Consider the following 18,462-nt stretch of genomic DNA (forward strand, 5'->3'; position numbering starts at 1 on the left):
AAAAAACGCTTAGCCCAGACGTGCTTTGACAGCAGCACTGGCTTTACCCATATCCAGCGCCACGCCGAACTTGTTTTTAAGTTCCGCCATCACCTTGCCCATATCCTTCAGGCTTTCGGCTTTTACGGTAGCAACGGCTTCATCCACCGCGGCCTTCAGGGAAGCTTCATCCATTTCTGGCGGCAGATAGCCACGGATAACGTCAATTTCCGCCTCTTCCTTTTCTGCCAGTTCGGGGCGACCGCCATCACGGTACATGCCAGCAGATTCCGTGCGAGACTTTACCATTCCGCGCAATGCGGCAATGGCTTCGTTTTCATTCAGACCTTCCTGCCCTTTGGCACGGCCTGCAATTTCCACATCCTTCAGCTTGGCCGTAATCATCCGGATTGTGGCCACGCGGGCGCTTTCACCTGCTTTCATGGCTGTTTTCAGGTCTGCCATCAGGCGTTCACGTAATGTCATTTCCATATGCTCCGCTCTTTCTGTGCTGCAATCGGGCGCACCATATCACCCAGACTCACAAAAAACATCAGGCAGGAAATTAAAGTGCCACTCCGCCCTGCGCGGCACGTATGCAACACTGCGGGAAAAAACTTCCCACCCACTTACACCACCGCATCTTGCGTGTGGGAAATTTCTTCCCACCTAGGAAATCGAGTGCTAGAAGACGGCTTCGGGAGGCACAAGCACGCACATGCCCTTGTCCATAGATACCATTATCGCCCGGATTGGCGGCCCAGACGCCACAGCCAAGCTGACAGGCGTTGGCACAGAAGCCATCCGCAAATGGCGGCAGGCGCAGGCTATTCCGCCCCGCCATTGGCCAGTTATTGCGCAGGCCACAGGCCTTTCCCTGGAAGACCTCCAGCCCATTCCGACAGACCGACCCTCCCCCCATGCGGGAGACAGCAAGACAGGATCATCCATGCCCGACGCCCGCCCCGATGGCGCCACCGCCGCGCTTGTTCTCGCAGATGGAACCGTATTGTGGGGGAAAGGCTTTGGCGCTTTTACCTCCAAACCCTCCATTGGCGAAATCTGCTTTTCAACCGGCATGACCGGGTATCAGGAAACACTGACTGATCCATCTTTTGCCGGGCAGATCATTACCTTCACCTTCCCCCATATCGGCAATGTGGGCGCAAATGCTGAAGATGATGAAGCTGCAAAAGTGTTTGCCCGCGGCCTTGTGGTGAAGGAAGACCCCACAGCACCGGCCAACTGGCGCGCAACAGAAAGCCTTGATGCGTGGCTGAAGGAACGCGGTGTTTCCGGCATTGCTGGTGTGGATACCCGTTCCCTCACTCTGAAAATCCGGGACAAGGGTGCGCAAACAGCCGCGCTGGTTTTCCCGCAGGATGGCAAGTTTGATCTGGATGCCGTTTTGGCAGAAGCCAAAGCATGGCCCGGCCTTGAAGGCATGGATCTTGCCAAGGAAGTCACCTGCGCTGTTCCATATGCGTGGACAGAAAGCGTGTGGGAATGGCCCAAAGGCAGCAAGGAAGCCCCCGCAAACCGCCGCAAGGTTGTGGCTGTGGATTACGGCGCAAAACGTAACATCCTGCGCTGCCTTGTGGCCGCTGGATGTGACGTAACCGTTGTGCCCGCCACCACCACGGGTGAAGAAATTCTGGCCCTTAAGCCGGAAGGTGTGTTCCTTTCCAACGGCCCGGGTGATCCGGCAGCAACAGCTACATATGCTGTGCCCGCCATTAAAGCTGTGCTGGATGCCGGTGTGCCACTGTTTGGCATCTGCCTTGGCCATCAGCTTCTGGCCCGTGCGCTGGGTGCGAAAACCTACAAGATGGAACGCGGCCACCGCGGGGCCAACCAGCCGGTGCAGGATCTGGCCACCAAACGGGTGGAAATTACCAGCCAGAACCACGGTTTTGCCGTGGATGCCGACACCCTGCCCGCCGATGCTCACGTCACGCATGTCAGCCTGTTTGATGGATCAAACGAAGGCCTGGCATCAGACAAGTATCCGGCGTTTTCCGTGCAGTATCACCCCGAAGCCAGCCCCGGCCCGTCTGACAGCTTCTATCTGTTCAAACGCTTTGTCACCCTGATCGACCTTAACAGCGCCAAGAAATAACGGGAACGAACGTATCATGCCCAAACGGACAGACATCCGCTCCATCCTCATCATCGGCGCTGGCCCTATTGTTATCGGGCAGGCGTGCGAGTTCGATTACTCTGGCGCACAGGCCTGTAAGGCCCTGCGGGAAGAAGGCTACCGGGTTATTCTGGTAAACTCCAACCCGGCCACCATTATGACAGATCCCGGCCTTGCGGATGCCACTTATGTGGAACCCATTACGCCGGAAGTGGTGGAACGCATTATCCTTAAGGAAAAGCCAGATGCCGTGCTGCCCACCATGGGTGGCCAGACAGCGCTGAACACCGCTATGGCGCTGCATGCTTCGGGCTTTTTAACCAAGCACAACGTGGAACTGATTGGTGCAGACGCCGAGGTGATTGACCGGGCGGAAGACCGCCAGAAGTTCCGCGAAACCATGGATGCCATTGGCATTGAAAGCCCGCGCAGCTTTATTGCCCACACGCTGGCAGAAGCGCACGATGCGCTCAAGCAGATTGGCTTTCCGTCCATTATCCGCCCATCCTTCACCATGGGTGGTTCCGGCGGTGGCATTGCCTATAACCGTGAAGAGTTCGACCAGATCGTGCTTTCCGGGCTGGATGCCTCCCCCACCACGGAAGTGCTGGTGGAAGAATCCGTGCTGGGCTGGAAAGAGTATGAAATGGAAGTTGTGCGCGATAAGGCGGACAACTGCATTATCATCTGCTCTATTGAAAACATTGACCCAATGGGTGTGCATACGGGTGATTCCATCACCGTTGCCCCGGCGCTCACGCTGACTGACAAAGAATATCAGCGCATGCGTGATGCCTCCATTGCCTGCCTGCGGGCCATTGGCGTGGAAACGGGTGGTTCCAACGTGCAGTTTGGGATCAACCCCAAAGATGGCCGCATGGTGGTGATTGAAATGAATCCCCGTGTGTCTCGCTCCTCTGCGCTAGCATCCAAAGCAACGGGCTTCCCCATTGCCAAAGTGGCGGCCAAGCTGGCCGTTGGCTACACGCTGGATGAGCTGAAAAACGACATCACGCGCACCACCCCGGCCTCCTTCGAACCCACCATTGACTATGTGGTGGTGAAGATCCCGCGCTTTACGTTTGAAAAGTTCCCCGGCGCGCCAGCCCTGCTCTCCACCTCCATGAAATCGGTTGGGGAAGCCATGGCCATTGGCCGCTCCTTCCCTGAAGCCTTGCAGAAAGGTCTGCGCTCCATGGAAACCGGCCTGCACGGGCTGGACCCAGTGGAACAGCCCGGTGATGGTGGAGAAGATGCCTTCCGCGCGGCTCTTTCCCAACCCAAGCCAGAACGTATCCTTATGGCTGCGCAGGCGCTGCGTGCGGGCCTTTCCGTGGATGATATTCACGAAGCCTGCAAGTTTGAGCCTTGGTTCCTGCGTGAAATGGAAAAAATCATTCACGCAGAACGGGAAGTGGAAAACCACGGCCTGCCGAAGGATGCCCAGAGCCTGCGCCGCCTGAAAGCCCTTGGTTTCTCAGACGTGCAGCTTTCCCGCCTGTCTGGCACGCAGCCTGAAGAAGTGGCCAAACTGCGGGCAGAAGCTGGCGTTACGCCGGTTTACAAGCGCATTGATACCTGTGCGGGTGAGTTCGCATCCTCCACCCCGTATATGTATTCCACTTACGAAGGGCGGTTTGCGCCGCCAACCTGTGAATCCAACCCGACAGACCGGGAAAAGATTGTTATTCTAGGTGGTGGCCCCAACCGTATCGGGCAGGGTATTGAGTTCGATTACTGCTGTGTTCATGCCGCTTACGCCCTGCGTGAAGCCGGTTATGAAACCATCATGGTCAACTGTAACCCGGAAACGGTTTCTACCGACTATGACACCTCCGACCGTCTGTATTTTGAACCACTGACGGCTGAAGACGTGATCTCCCTTATCCGTTGCGAACAGCAGAAAGGCACGGTTAAGGGCTGCATTGTGCAGTATGGCGGACAGACACCTCTTAAACTTTCCCGCGCTCTGGAAGCCGCAGGTATTCCGCTGCTGGGCACCCCGGCAGATGCCATTGACCGGGCGGAAGACCGTGAACGCTTCCAGACCATGCTGCACAAGCTGGGCCTGCGTCAGCCAGAAAACGGTATTGCCCGTACGCCGGAAGAAGCCGAAGCCGTGGCCGAAAAAGTTGGCTATCCGGTTGTGGTGCGCCCTTCCTACGTGCTAGGTGGCCGCGCCATGGAAATTGTGTACGACCGTAACGGCCTGCAGCGCTACATGCGCGATGTGCTGACAATGGCCGGGCACGATATTTCCTCTGGCCCGATCCTGCTCGATCGTTACCTGAACGAAGCCATTGAAGCTGACGTGGACTGCATTGCAGACGGCACGGATGTGTATGTGGCCGGCGTGATGGAACACATTGAAGAAGCAGGCATCCACTCTGGCGATAGTGCTTGCGCCCTGCCGCCCTATACCCTTTCCCCCGCGATTGTAACTGAGCTGAAAGCCCAGACAGAGGCCATGGCGCGGGAACTGGGCATTGTGGGCCTGATGAACGTGCAGTACGCCATCAAGGATCAGGAAATCTTTGTTCTTGAGGTGAACCCACGCGCATCCCGCACCGTGCCGTTTGTGGCCAAGGCAACGGGTGTGCCGGTAGCCAAGATTGGTGCGCGCGTTATGGCTGGCGCCAAACTTTCCGGCTTCAATCTGGATGACCGAGCCGTGGTGCCGCATGTTGCGGTGAAGGAAGCTGTATTCCCCTTCAACCGCTTTGCGGAAGTAGACACTATTCTGGGGCCAGAAATGCGCTCCACGGGTGAAGTCATGGGGCTGGATACATCTTTCGAGCGTGCCTTTGCCAAATCCCAGCTTGGGGCTGGCGTTAAGTTGCCAACCTCCGGCACGGTGTTCCTTTCCGTGCGTGAAAGTGACAAGCCCCAATTGCCGCCGCTGGGCCGCCTGCTGGCTTCTATGGGCTTCCGTATCATGGCCACCCGTGGCACAGCCAAAAAGCTGCGCGATTCCGGTATTGAGGTCAACCTTGTGAACAAGGTGCTGGAAGGCCGCCCACATTGTGTGGATGCCATTCGCTCTGGCGAAGTGCAGATGGTTATCAACACGGCACAGGGTGCGCAGTCTGTGGCGGACAGTTTTGATATCCGCCGCTCCGCCCTTGTGCTGGGCATTCCGCACTACACCACCATGGCCGGCGCGCGGGCTGCAATTCATGCAATTGCGGCAATGCGTGAAGGACCGCTTGATGTTGCGCCACTTCAGTCATACTTTAGTGGAACATTCTAAGCTAAAGGCGCGGGCATAACCTGCCCGCGCCTCCTTAGCCATGTTCGGGTGGCAGCCTGCTTTTGCAGGTTATGCCTTGCCCGTGTAACTGTTTAACTTTTGCGCCGGAACCCGCTGGTTCCGGCTGCTTTTTTAAGTCTGGGGATGCGTCTTGCAGAAAACTCCAATGACGGGCAAGGGCCTGCTGCAGCTAGAAGATGAGCTGCGCAAGCTGAAATCAGAAGAACGTCCGGCAGTTATCCGCGCCATTGCGGAAGCCCGTAGCCACGGCGATCTTTCTGAAAATGCGGAATATCACGCAGCACGGGAACGACAGTCCTTTATTGAAGGCCGTATTCTGGAGCTGGAAGAGCTTATTTCCACCGCAGAAGTTATTGAGCCCACTTCCCTTTCCGGCAAGCAAGTCAAGTTCGGGGCCACTGTGTGCCTGGTGGACGAAGATACGGACAAGGAAATTACGTACCAGATTGTTGGCCTGCACGAAGCAGACATCAAACAGCATAAAATTTCCATTTCCTCCCCACTTGCCAAGGCGCTGATTGGCAAGGAAGAAGGCGATACCGTTTCTGTGCCCGCACCGGGCGGAGATCGGACTTACGAAATCCTTTCCGTCAAATTCATCTAATATGATCACGTTTGAGGATGTCACAGCCGCGGCAGATCGTATCCGTGGCAATGTGATCCGCACGCCCACCATTGCTTCCCACGCGCTTTCCAAGGCAACCGGGGCCGATATTACCCTTAAGCTTGAAAATCTTCAGGCTGTCGGGTCGTTCAAGGAACGTGGTGCCGCCAACAAGCTGGCACTGCTTTCCCCCGAAGAACGCAGCCGTGGTGTCATTGCCGTATCCGCTGGCAACCATGCGCAGGGTGTGGCCCGCCATGCCAGCCTGCTGGGTATTGATGCCGTTATTGTCATGCCCAAGTTTACGCCGGCAGGCAAAGTGGTGCGTACCCGCAACTGGGGGGCCCGTGTTATTCTGGAAGGCGAAAGCTTTGCAGAAGCCCTGATGTTTGCAGAAGACCTGCAAGCGCGTGAAGGCCGCACCTTTATCCACCCGTATGATGACCCCGCAATTATGGCGGGCCAAGGCACCTGTGCGCTGGAGCTTTTTCAGGACGCTGGGCCGTTGGATGCGCTGGTGGTGCCTATTGGTGGTGGGGGCCTTCTTTCTGGCTGTGCCGTGGCGGCCCGCGCCATGCGCCCGGATATCAAGCTGATTGGTGTGCAGGTGGAAAAGTATGATTCCCTGTGTGCCTTCCCCGGCCCAGCCACGCGCCCCAATGGTGGCGCCACCATTGCGGAAGGTATTGCCGTTCTGCAAATTGGACGCCAGACGGATGAAGTTATCCGCAAGCTGGTTGATCAGGTTCTGGTTGTTTCTGAATCCGCTATTGAAAACGCCATTACCCTGCTGGCTGAAGGTGCCAAGCAGGTCAGTGAAGGCGCAGGCGCTGCCGGGCTTGCTGCCCTGCTAACCTACCCGGATATGTTCCGCGGTAAAAAGGTTGCCCTGCCTGTTTCTGGCGGAAACATTGATAGCCGTATTCTGGCCAACACTCTGCTGCGCGCCATGCTGCGTGATGGCCGCATTTTGCGCCTGATTATGGAAATTCCAGACCGCCCCGGTGTTCTGGCCGACATTTCCAAAAGCATTGGGGAAGCTGGCGGCAATATTATCGAAGTTTCGCACCAGCGCCTGTTCGCAGCACCTTCCGTGCAGGCAGCACAGTTGGAAGTGATGATAGAAGCGCGAGACCCAGAACACGCTGCCCTTATCACGCAGGAACTTGGTAAATCCTACATTGTGCGCCGCGCCTGAAAACTTTTAGGTGTTGAGGCTTTTACAAGGGCAGCTCCAGTATTGGGGCTGCCCTTTGTGTTTGGGCATACGGGCACCTGCTGCACTTGCCCTCTTTGTCTTCATGCAATTTGGTGGCATTATTCACGCATAAACAAAAAACATAAAAAGGCTTAACCTATGACCTCCACATCGCACCCACAGAAAAGACCAGTTATGCTTGTCATCCTTGATGGGTTTGGATGGCGAGAGGATCAATCAGACAACGCGGTGAAGATTGCCCGCACCCCCAACTTTGATAAGCTGTGGCAAAACAGCCCGCACAGCTTTGTGCGCACCAGTGGTGAAGATGTTGGCCTGCCTGAAGGCCAAATGGGTAATTCCGAAGTTGGGCACCTGAATATTGGTGCAGGCCGTGTGGTGATGCAGGAACTACCCCGCATTTTCACCGCCATTCGGGATGGCAGCCTTGCCCGTAACCCGGTGATGGAAAACTTTATTGTCACGCTGAAAAAAACCGGCGGCACCTGCCACCTGATGGGCCTTGTTTCTCCCGGTGGTGTACATTCTCATCAGGATCATGCTGCGGCTCTTGCCCATATTATTGCCCAAGCCGGTGTGCCAGTGGCGTTCCACCTGTTTACAGATGGGCGCGATACCGCCCCACGCTCCGCGCAGGAGTTTTTGAAAAAACTCCGCGCTGATCTACCTTCTTCCGTAAAGCTCGCCACCATTTCCGGCCGCTATTACGCCATGGACCGCGACAAACGGTGGGACCGGGTAGAAAAAGCCTACAACGTCATTGTCAGCGCAGAAGGCCCGCAAGCTGCCACGCCGGAAGATGTGGTAAACGCCGCTTATCAGGCAGATATTTCGGATGAGTTCATCATCCCCACCGTGCTGGAAGGCTACACCGGCATGAAGGATGGAGATGGCATTCTCTCCTTCAACTTCCGCGCAGACCGTATCCGCCAGTTGATGGATGCCCTGCTGGAGCCTGATTTTGATGGCTTTGCGCGTGGCAAGGTTGTGCAGTTTGCCGCCGCTGTGGCCATGACACATTACAGCGATACACTTTCCAAACGCATGTCCATTCTGTTCCCGCCAGAGGAACTGACAAACCTGTTGGGAGAAGTTGTCTCCCGCGCAGGCCTCAAGCAGATCCGCATGGCGGAAACAGAAAAATATCCGCACGTCACCTACTTCATGAACGGTGGGCGCGAAATGCTGTTTGAAGGGGAAGATCGTATTCTGGTGCCATCCCCCAAAGTGGCCACGTATGATCTTCAGCCGGAAATGTCTGCCCCGGAACTGACGGACAAAGCCGTAGCCGCCATTAAAAGTGGTGAATACGACTTGCTTGTTCTCAACTTTGCCAATCCGGACATGGTCGGCCATACGGGTAAACTGGATGCCGCCGTAAAGGCGGTGGAAGCTGTGGATACCGGTTTGGGCCGTATTGCGCAGGCCATAGCAGAAGAACATGGCGCGCTATTGGTAACAGCCGATCATGGCAACTGTGAAACCATGAAAGACCCAAAAACGGGCGGGCCACATACATCGCACACACTTAACCTTGTGCCCTTTATTGCCTATGGTTCGGGTGCATCCGCCCTGCGCGATGGTGGCAGACTGGCAGATATTGCCCCCACGCTGCTGGCTCTTCTCAACCTGCCAAAACCTGCGGAAATGACGGGTTCTTCCCTGCTTGAACGCTGAATGAAACGTATCCGGCCTTTTTCTTCCCCTGTCTGCCCTTCTTCCCACTGGGGAAAACTGGCCGGATATACGGCGCTTCTGGTTGCAGCCCCTGCTTTGCTGGCGGGCTACCCGGCAATGCCCTTACAGGCTGCAACCACACATCATAAAAAAGCAGCTACGGCACATCATTCCACACAAACTGCGGCCAAAACATCTGCGCGGGAAAGTAAAGCCCACAGTACACATACGCGCAAAAGCAAAACGGCTGCAGAACCTTCCGTCATGTCTGATCGTTCCGTGCGGGAAGCGCAGGCTGCCGTCAATGCAGCCCATGCACAGCATGAGGCCATGGAGCAGGAAAAAGCCCGCCAAGCCGCAGCAGTTGCGCAATCTCGTAGCCAGAATGAGGCGGCTCAGGCTGCAGCGGCAGAAGCCAAAAACCGTGCGCTTTCACTTTCTGCTGCAACGGTAAGTGCCACATCGCAACTTCAAAGCACAGAACAGCAGATTGCTGATCTGCAAGACCAGATTTCGAATGTCAAAAAAGAGCAGGCATCCCTTCAGGCCGCCCTGGTGCAAGATGCCCATGCGCTTGCCCCTATTCTGCCTTTGGCGGAACGTCTTTCCCTTTATCCATCAGATACCTTGCTGGCTGCCCCCATGCCGCAGGGTGATGCCATTACCGGCTTTTTGGTTTTGCGCGGGCTTTCCCGGCAGATGGAGCAGGAAGCCGAAGGCATGCGCGCCCGTCAGGCTCGGCTGGCTGCATTAAATACCACGCTCACAAACAAGCTGGCTGAATTAAACCAGCTTGAGCAAACCCAAAGCCACCAGCGCGATACCGTGCGCCAACAAGCTGCCCTTGCGCGGGAAGCACAAAAACAGGCGTCTGCCACTGCCATCAGCACCACGCATCAGCTACAGGCCGCAACACAACGCGCGGCCAGTTTGCAGGATGCCGTTTCCAAACTGGATGCCCTTCAGGCACAGGCCGAATCTGCCCTGCAAAAGGAAATAGCTGCCGCAGAACGCGCGCATGAGGCCGCGCGGGCAGAAGCCGCACGCCGTAAAATGGCCGCTATGGTAAAAACACAGGGGCCTGGGCTGGCCGAACATCCTTCTGCCGGATCTGGCCTGCGGCCCGTTGCGGGCACGCTTATTTCCACTTGGGGGTCTGCCACCGAATCTGGCCCTGCTACGGGTATGACATATCGCACACCCCCCGGCGCCAGTGTGCGCGCCCCCTGTGCTGGCACTGTGGATTTTGCAGCCCCGTTCCGCACCTATGGGCAAATGCTTATTTTAAATTGCGGCCGCCATTACCGCTTTATCATGGCGGGCCTGAGCGGACTGGCCGTAGATATGGGCCAGAGTTTGACAAAGGGCGCACCTATAGGACAGATGGGCAGTTCCGGAGGCTCTGGCACGCTGTTCATTCAGTTGCGCCATGGGCAGAAAACCATCAATCCCGCGCCGTTTCTGTAATGGCAGAAAACACGCTGGCACTTTGCCAAGCCGGAGTACAAAGGTTACTCTGCCCAACCAACGCCAGAACATCTGGTTATGCGCGTAAAACCTTGGCCACACCCCTATTGTGCTGGCTGAAAAGACAGGAAGAACACGCAAGGGCCACATACAGCCCTGCGACAGGAGAGACGATCGCATGAAGTTCCGCACAGGTCTGATGTTCGGCGCCACTGCCTTAACCGGCCTTGCCCTGGCTTTTCATCCGGGCCATTTTTCTGGCTCTGCCCTTGTAGCTTCCCCCGCGCAGGCTGCCACTGCGCCAGATGCCACACCCACCACAAACCATGCTGAAACATACCGGCTGCTCACACTGTTTGGCACGGTTATGGACATGATCCGCCAACAGTATGTGGAACCTGTTTCAGACCGTGATCTGATTACGAATGCGCTGAATGGCATGTTGAGCGGGCTGGACCCGCACAGCTCCTACATGACGCAAAAACAGTATGATGACATGATGGTACAGATGAAGGGCGAGTTCGGCGGCCTTGGTCTGGAGCTTCAGCAGCAGGATGGGCATATCCGCGTTGTGTCCCCCATTGATGGCACACCGGGTTTTCGGGCTGGCATCAAGCCGGGTGATTACATTATTGCCGTAGATGGCCACCCAATTGACGGCACACCGCTGGATGAAGCCGTGAAGAAAATGCGCGGCAAGGCCAACACCAAAATTACCCTGACACTGGTGCGCGAAAAAACACCCAAACCGATTGTGGTGACGCTAACGCGTGAAGTGATTCACATCGATGTAGTGAAATCCGCGCTGTATGACCGGGTGGGTTACATCCGCGTGGCACAGTTTAACGAAACCACGGAAAAAGAACTGCTGAAGGCTTATAATAGCCTCAAGCAGCAAGCTGGTGGCAAGCTGGCCGGGCTGGTGCTGGATCTGCGGAATGATCCGGGTGGTCTGTTAGATCAGGCTGTGGATGTCTCTTCCAACTTCATCCGCTCAGGCGAAATTGTTTCCACCCGCTCGCGCAACCCCAAAGACAGCCAGCGTTGGGATGCCCACGGCACCGACATTACAGATGGCCTGCCTCTGGTAGTGCTCATTAACGGTGGCTCCGCTTCTGCTTCCGAAATTGTTTCCGGCGCATTGCAGGATCATCACCGGGCAGTGCTGGTTGGCACGCGTTCCTTCGGTAAGGGTTCTGTGCAGTCCATTATCCCCATTCCGGGTAATGGTGCTGTGCGGCTGACCACCGCACGTTACTATACCCCTTCTGGCCGCTCCATTCAGGCGTTGGGCATCACACCCGATATTGTGGTGAAGGAAACGCGCGAAGACCCAGCTTTCAGCCTGCGCGAAGCTGATCTGGAACATATTCTGAAAAATCAGGGTGGCAACCAGACCAAGGCGCAGCCACGCACGGATCTGCCTGCCATTGCCAAGGATATTCCAAACGAACCGCCAGCAAACTGGCCGGAGTTTGAATACGACAAGCCCGCAACAGACTTCCAGCTTCAGGAAGGCCTGCGTATTGTGCGCTTTATGGCTGGCCTGCCTTCTCCAGATCCGGCTGCATCTCTGCCGCCTGCCAAGCAACCCGCCAAAACGGATAGTGCAACGCACCACTAAGGGCGCGAAAGGGAAAGGCCATGCACACTCCATCGCTCTGGCAGCAACTGCCCTCTAACGGGCGCGCCTTTATCCGCTTCTGGGGCGGGTGCGCCACAGCCGCTGTGGCTCTGGCCATAGGGTTGCAGGTTATGGGGCCGCCCGGCCTTTCCATTGAGGGGCAGGATATTGATGTTTCGGCTGATTCTGCTGCCAAACAATCCTCCCCCGCACAGCGCACCACCATTCCGGGGCCGCAGGCTGATCTGCTGGAAAGCAAGAATGGGCCAGGGGGCTTTCCCCTCCCCAAAGTGGGTGCGCATGATCGCACACCCAAAAAGGTTTATGCCGCCCCTGCGGTGGACGTACCGCCCGGCACCCCCATGGTGGCTTTGCTGATTGATGGCATAGACCAGACAGATGACCTGACAACCGAAGCCATAAACTCCCTACCCGGCCCGGTTTCTCTGGGTATTTCACCCTACGCCGCCAACCCTGAAGAACTGATGAACGCAGCACGCCAGCACCGGCATGAAACGCTGCTTTCTCTCCCCATTCAGGATAACGCCACCAAGAACACAGATGCCGGCCCCAAAGCACTTGGGCTGCTGCTTTCACCCCAGCAGAACATGGATAATCTGAACTGGGCACTTTCTCATCTGGCGGGGTATGTGGGTGTTACCAACGCCTTTGCCGGGCAGAACGGTGGCAGCTTCCCGCAATCTGAAAGCTTTAAATCTCTGGTAAAGGCCATAGACCAGCGTGGCCTGCTTTATCTGGATGCTACACCTGGCACGCAAACCGAAGGTGCTAGCAGCACTGCTACCGCTGATGTGGTGGTGAACACGGATACGGATATTGTAAACATTGATATCCAGTTGCTGAAACTCCAGCAATTGGCACGGCAGAACGGGCGCGCCATTGGCATTTTGGGGCCATTGCGGCCTGTAGCCATGGCCTGCCTGCGCGCATGGTTGCCGCACCTCAAAGATATGGGCATTGCATTGGTGCCTGTCAGCCAGATTGTTCTGCCGCCGGATATGTCTGCTTACGGCCCAGCCGCCGCAGATGGCAGCATGCATGTGAACCTCTCCAACCCACGTGTGCAGCAGCAAGGCCAGCCGCAACAATGACAGATGTAAGCTCTCCGTCCCTTCCGTATCGCCCTAATGTTGGGGCCATGATCTTTCATGCTGATGGACGCATTTTTATTGCCCGGCGCACGGATATGCCCGGCGCTGGCGGCCCATTAAGCGAAGGCACATGGCAATGCCCCCAAGGCGGCATTGATGCCGGAGAAGACCCAAAAAAAGCCGTACTGCGCGAAGTGGCAGAAGAAATTGGCACAGACAAAGTGCGTATTCTGGCCGAACATCCAGAATGGATTACGTATGATCTGCCCCAGCACCTCATAGGCCGTGCATTGGGTGGGAAGTATCGGGGCCAGACACAAAAATGGTTTGCCCTGGCTTTTGAGGGCACAGATGCCGATATCCGGCTGGATGCCCAAACCCCTGCGGAATTTGACGCATGGCAATGGATAGACCTTGCCACCCTACCGCAGCAGAATGTCGGGTTTAAAAAACCGATTTACGAACGCTTGGTGCAGGATTTTGCGCAGTTTGTAAAACCTCGCGCATAAACATAACGCACAATAAAAAAGCTCCCTGACCAACCATAGTCAGGGAGCTTTTTTGTTGGCTTTTTGCCGTGCTTTTTAGTGTGCGCCCGTCGTTTTGCCGCTGCCTGTAATGGCAGAAAACAAAAAGCAGAACGGCACGCACAGAAACGAGCCGATACCCAAGATCATAAACACTTCATTGTAAGACAGCATGGCCACCTGCCGGGTAAATTCCTGAAACAGGGTGTGCTGGGCAATGGCCTGTGCCGCACCAGGGGCGTATCCGTGGGCTGTGGCAACACCTTTGGCCTGTGCCAGATAATCATTATACGGCTGATGATACGGCGTCATCCACTGCACCATGTAGGACTGATGCGCCTGCCGTCGCTCTGTAAGCAATGCCGTAGCACCGGAAATAGCCAAAGAGCCCAACACGTTACGTGCCATACTGAATAGCGCCGAGGCATCTGCATTCAGTCTTTCGGGAATGGTGGAATACGCAATGGTAGAAAGCGGCACAAACAGAAAGGCCAAGCAGGCTGTCTGGCTCATGCGGAACAGCATGAGGTGATGGAAGTCCAGCAACGGCAGCAAATGGGCGGACCAGAACAGAGCTATGCCCATAAGCCCAAAACCCAGTGCAATCACATTGCGCACGGGCATGAGCGTCATCAGCTTCCCCACAATCGGGATAAGGAAGATAACGGCAATCCCCCCCGGAGAAAGCAGCAAACCGGAAATTGTGGCCGTGTAACCCATAACCTGCTGGGCAAACTGCGGAACAATAATGGCGGATGCATAAAGCAGCGCGCCCATTGCCCCCATAAGTGCCGTGCCTACCGCAAAGTTGCGGTCCTTGAACACGCGCAAATCCACCGCCGGGTTTTTGGCATGCAGCAGCCACAAAATAGCGCCACCAATGCCCAAAAACGCCAGAACACCCATAATGCGAATGAAGGTGGAACCAAACCAGTCTGCATCCTCACCACGGTCCACCATCACTTCAAGACTGGCAAAACCAATGGTTATCAGGCTGATGCCTATGGCATCCACCGGGGCTTTCTGCTTGCGCGCCCACGGTGGGTCCTCCACCAGCGCCATCACACCCACAGTTGTAAGAAACCCGAATGGCACGTTGATGAAGAAAATCCAGCGCCATGAGAAGTTATCGGTAATCCACCCACCCAGCGTTGGGCCAATAACCGGCCCCACAACGGCAGCAATGGCGGTAAGGCCAAATGCTGCGGCACGCTTTTCGGGCGGGAAGCTATCCAGAATAATGGACTGCTGGTTGGGCTGAAGCCCTCCGCCAAAAAAGCCCTGCATCAGACGGAAAATAACCAGTTCAGCAAGGCTGGTAGCCGTACCGCACAAAAACGACGATACGGTGAACATGACAATACAGATAAGAAAGTAGTTCTTGCGGCCAAAAACCTTACCCAGCCAACCAGAAATTGTCAGCACAATCCCGTTGGCGACCAGATAGGCCGTGAGTGTCCACGTGGCATCATCATACGTGCTGGACAAGCTCCCTGCGATATGCGGCAGGGAGACGTTCACGATGGTTGTATCCAGAATTTCCATGAACGCCGCCATGGTAACTACAAAGGCGACAGTCCACGGATTATGCTTTGGCTTCCACCCGCCGGGGGCTACTTCGGCCTGTGTGCTCATTGCGCAGCCGGGGCCGGAGTTGCGGGTTCAGCCCCATCACGCGGCGCTGCATCAGAATGGCCTTGTGTATCCACATGCACTGTTGGCACCACGGACATGCCAAGTGCCAGCGGCTGGTTGGGATCCAGACCATCATCAATCAGGATTTTAACCGGCACACGCTGCACGATTTTTACGTAGTTGCCTGTTGCGTTTTCTGGCGGGAAGGCACTGAACTGCGCGCCCGTGCCTTTTTGCAGTGAATCAATATGCCCATGCACCTTGAGGGATGGATAGGCATCTACCTTGATATCCACCTTCTGGCCGGGCTTCATGCGGGTAATCTGGGTTTCCTTATAGTTGGCCACCACCCACACTTCCGGCTCTACAATGGACAGTATATTCTGCCCCTGCTGCACGTAATTGCCTTGCTCCAGATTACGCTGGGAAATCCAGCCATCATGCGGGGCACGAATTTCTGTCCATTCCAGATTCAGGTTTGCGGTTTCCAGCCGGGCCTGTGCAGTTTTAACCGCTGCTTCTTCCTGACTGATCTGAATGGCGGCATTCTGGATGTTAGGCTGCACGGGCATGGCCATCTGCACGGCACCCTGTGCGGCTATCACACGAGCCTTGGCGGCATCCAACGCAGCACGAGCGGAATCTATATCCTGCTGCGAAGTTGCTGCACGTTCCACCACATGCTGGCGGCGGAAATCTGTTTGCGCCTTAAATTCCTGCGCTTTGGCAGCTTCTAGCTGACCTTTTGCCTGCAACAGCTTACCGGGGAACTCCAGCATGGCCACCATGTGCATCATGTCACTGGCGTTCTTGGAGGCCTGCGCACTTTCAACCTGTGCGGCGGCCTGATCTCGCGCGGCTTTCCAGTCTCGCGGGTCTATGCGGGCCAAAAGCTGGCCTTTGCGTACAAACTGGTTATCGTTCACCAGCAGTTCTGTCACATACCCGCTTACATGTGGCGCAATGGTAATGGCGCGCCCGGCAGTAAAGGCATCATCGGTTTCAACTTCATTACGAGTCATAAACCAGTACACACCGGCACCCACAGCCAGTACGGCAATAACCCCAGTGAGAATAATCTTGCGGCGGGGATTCTCTTTTTTCTTTTCTTCTGGCTTGGCTGGTGCGCCGGTATTTGCGGAAGACTGGTCGTTGTGGTCGTCTGTCATACTGTTCCCTGCCATCTCAAACGCACGGCGCATACCCTGCTTTTTCGGTCACTCTTTCTCTGACCGAACTGGTCGGTCAGAGTTGTGGCATGTTCACAAGCAGGCATCAAGTCGCACATGGCATTCAGCGCATGTGCAAGCTGGGTTTTTAATGTTTTGCTGTAAAAAAGACGCAGTTTGCTACGTCTGATCTGCTGCGCTGGCCTTAGCGTTCCAGCCCCTGCGTTCTGACCAGACGCGCATACAGGCCATTTTGCGCCATAAGTTCATCATGGTTTCCGCATTCCACAGCATGGCCTTCCTGCATCACCACCACCAGATCAGCCGAACGCACGGTGGAAAGACGGTGCGCCACAACAAGCGTGGTGCGCCCCTTGCGCAAGGTTGCCAAGGCATCCTGCACTGCGGCTTCGTTCTCACTATCCAGCGCACTTGTGGCTTCATCCAGCAGCAGAAGGCGCGGGTTGCGCAGCAGCGCGCGCGCCAAGGCCACACGCTGCCTTTGGCCGCCAGAAAGCCGCTGCCCACCCGGCCCCACTATGGTTTCATAGCCTGCAGGTAGGGCCAGAATAAACTTTTCAGCCGCCGCGGCCTTGGCTGCTGCTTGCACTTCTTCTTCCGTGGCAGTGGGGCGGCCTATCAGAATGTTATCGCGCACAGAAAGATCAAACAGCAACGGATCCTGGCTGACATAAGCAATGGCATCTCGCAGGCTGGCCAGCGTGAGATCACGCAGTTCTTGCCCATCCAGCAAAATACGGCCTGATGTCACATCGTGCAGGCGCGGCACGAGGGAAAGTGCGGTGGACTTACCTGCACCAGATGGCCCCACCAAAGCTACGGTAAAGCCCGGCTTGGCCTCAAAATTCAGGCCAGAAAGGCCAACGCGCCCATCTGGGTAAACAAAACCTACATTCTCAAAAACCAGATCACCCTGTCCGGCACAAAGGGGCACCGCGTTCGGACAATCTGCCACAGCGGGTTTTTCATCAATAATTTCAAAAATACGCACAAGCCCGGCTAGACCTTCCTGCAAAGCAGCGTTCAAGGCCCCCAATGCACGCAGTGGGCGTGCTGCCAGCAACAATGCCGCTACAAAGCCGGAAAAATCCCCCAATGTGGCGCCACCCATAGCAGCACGCCACCCTGCAAAACCCAGTACGGCAGCCACGGCCGAGCCACCCAGTGCTTCCAACAAGGGATCAACACGCGCACGGCCCCGCGTAATGCGCAACATAGCCTGATGCAGATGATCGAAGGAAATAGCTGCGCGTTCTTCCTCACGCTGTTCGAGCCGATACACGCGCACGGTACGGGCCTGACTGAAACTTTCTGTGAGAAAAGCAGCGGTTTCTCCAATCCGCTCCTGCATCCCACCAGATGCGCGGCGCACGCGCTTGCCCAGTTTTTGGATAGGCACTGCAGCAATGGGATAAAGCAGACCGGCTATCAGGCTGAGTTCCCAATCCATATAGAACATGGAGGCAATCAGCCCCACCACGGTAACAACATCACCCAGCGAGTTCACAGCCCGGATCATGGCTTCACGGATGGAAACGGCATCCGTGGTAAAACGTGCGGCCAGTTTGGCTGGGGCTTCACGCTCTACATCGGTAATATCCGCCTGCATCAGATGTGCGAACATCTCGCTTTGCAAACCGCGAATAACCTTGAGCACCAACCCCTGAGACGCCAGCGTTTGCGCGTATTGGGAAATGGATTTGGCAACCGTAATCAGCACCACCAGCAGCGGCACCTGGTACAGAATGCGGGAATCGTGGCTGGAAAACATATCCAGCGCGCGCTGGATAACCAGCGGATACAATGCCGTAAGCCCGGCGGTTAACACCGTAAGCAGCACAACAGCCGTAAGATTGCCGGGATAACGGCGCACCTGCCCCCGCCATAACCTCCTCAGAAGCACGCGGGTATCATCCGGCAACAAATCGCGGGATGAACGGGACGAACGGGTAGAGGAAGCAGATGCTTGTGACGTCATGCGCTCTTCTCTAACAGCCTCCCACCCTTTCACGTAAGA

General features: G+C 56.1%; 13 protein-coding genes. 9 read left to right on the top strand and 4 right to left on the bottom strand.

Annotation, left to right across the window (positions count from 1 at the left end):
• Window positions 1-9: 9 nt before the first annotated feature.
• Window positions 10-465 carry a GatB/YqeY domain-containing protein gene (locus tag FCN51_RS14615; protein WP_064776183.1) on the bottom strand — a complete coding sequence of 152 codons (456 nt, stop codon included), beginning with the start codon at window positions 463-465 and terminating at the stop codon, window positions 10-12.
• Between the two features lie 232 nt (window positions 466-697).
• Here FCN51_RS14615 and carA point away from each other — a divergent pair, with 232 nt between their 5' ends.
• The 9 genes from carA (at window position 698) to FCN51_RS14680 (ending at window position 13,602) form a co-directional block, all read left to right on the top strand.
• The gene (carA, locus tag FCN51_RS14640) at window positions 698-2,098 is read left to right on the top strand and encodes a glutamine-hydrolyzing carbamoyl-phosphate synthase small subunit (protein ID WP_160256243.1); all 1,401 of its coding nucleotides are present in this window, start codon (window positions 698-700) and stop codon (window positions 2,096-2,098) included.
• Between the two features lie 16 nt (window positions 2,099-2,114).
• Window positions 2,115-5,369 (top strand): carbamoyl-phosphate synthase large subunit, encoded by a 3,255-nt coding sequence (carB, locus tag FCN51_RS14645; protein ID WP_160256244.1) that lies wholly within the window; start codon window positions 2,115-2,117, stop codon window positions 5,367-5,369.
• A 151-nt stretch (window positions 5,370-5,520) separates the two neighbouring features.
• Complete coding sequence (gene greA, locus FCN51_RS14650; protein ID WP_012812785.1) at window positions 5,521-5,994, top strand: transcription elongation factor GreA; 474 nt, start codon at window positions 5,521-5,523, stop codon at window positions 5,992-5,994.
• Between the two features lies 1 nt (window position 5,995).
• Window positions 5,996-7,192 (top strand): threonine ammonia-lyase, encoded by a 1,197-nt coding sequence (locus FCN51_RS14655; RefSeq protein WP_160256245.1) that lies wholly within the window; start codon window positions 5,996-5,998, stop codon window positions 7,190-7,192.
• 159 nt (window positions 7,193-7,351) lie between these two features.
• Window positions 7,352-8,890 (top strand): 2,3-bisphosphoglycerate-independent phosphoglycerate mutase, encoded by a 1,539-nt coding sequence (gene gpmI / locus FCN51_RS14660; RefSeq protein WP_160256246.1) that lies wholly within the window; start codon window positions 7,352-7,354, stop codon window positions 8,888-8,890.
• A complete protein-coding gene (locus FCN51_RS14665; RefSeq protein WP_160256247.1) occupies window positions 8,891-10,357 on the top strand; it encodes a murein hydrolase activator EnvC family protein in 1,467 nt (488 codons plus the stop codon).
• 178 nt (window positions 10,358-10,535) lie between these two features.
• Entirely contained in the window at window positions 10,536-11,981 is a 1,446-nt protein-coding gene (locus tag FCN51_RS14670) for a S41 family peptidase (RefSeq protein ID WP_003622806.1), read from the top strand.
• A 20-nt stretch (window positions 11,982-12,001) separates the two neighbouring features.
• A complete protein-coding gene (locus FCN51_RS14675) occupies window positions 12,002-13,093 on the top strand; it encodes a divergent polysaccharide deacetylase family protein (protein WP_003628196.1) in 1,092 nt (363 codons plus the stop codon).
• Window positions 13,090-13,602 (top strand): RNA pyrophosphohydrolase, encoded by a 513-nt coding sequence (locus tag FCN51_RS14680; protein WP_160256248.1) that lies wholly within the window; start codon window positions 13,090-13,092, stop codon window positions 13,600-13,602. The genes FCN51_RS14675 and FCN51_RS14680 overlap by 4 nt, the downstream gene beginning before the upstream one ends.
• Window positions 13,603-13,677: 75 nt before the next feature.
• Here FCN51_RS14680 and FCN51_RS14685 read toward each other — a convergent pair whose 3' ends face one another.
• The 3 genes from FCN51_RS14685 to FCN51_RS14695 all read right to left on the bottom strand — a co-directional run bounded on the left by FCN51_RS14685 (window position 13,678) and on the right by FCN51_RS14695 (window position 18,423).
• A complete protein-coding gene (locus FCN51_RS14685) occupies window positions 13,678-15,255 on the bottom strand; it encodes a DHA2 family efflux MFS transporter permease subunit (protein WP_124295275.1) in 1,578 nt (525 codons plus the stop codon).
• Window positions 15,252-16,457 carry an HlyD family secretion protein gene (locus FCN51_RS14690; RefSeq protein WP_003622799.1) on the bottom strand — a complete coding sequence of 402 codons (1,206 nt, stop codon included), beginning with the start codon at window positions 16,455-16,457 and terminating at the stop codon, window positions 15,252-15,254. Before FCN51_RS14690 ends, FCN51_RS14685 begins: the two co-directional genes overlap by 4 nt.
• Before the next feature lie 172 nt (window positions 16,458-16,629).
• Window positions 16,630-18,423 carry an ABC transporter ATP-binding protein gene (locus FCN51_RS14695; protein WP_160256249.1) on the bottom strand — a complete coding sequence of 598 codons (1,794 nt, stop codon included), beginning with the start codon at window positions 18,421-18,423 and terminating at the stop codon, window positions 16,630-16,632.
• Window positions 18,424-18,462: the final 39 nt, after the last annotated feature.

Origin of the sequence: Acetobacter pasteurianus (genome assembly GCF_009914215.2) — a bacterium.
In the GTDB taxonomy this organism is placed as follows: Bacteria; Pseudomonadota; Alphaproteobacteria; order Acetobacterales; family Acetobacteraceae; genus Acetobacter; species Acetobacter pasteurianus.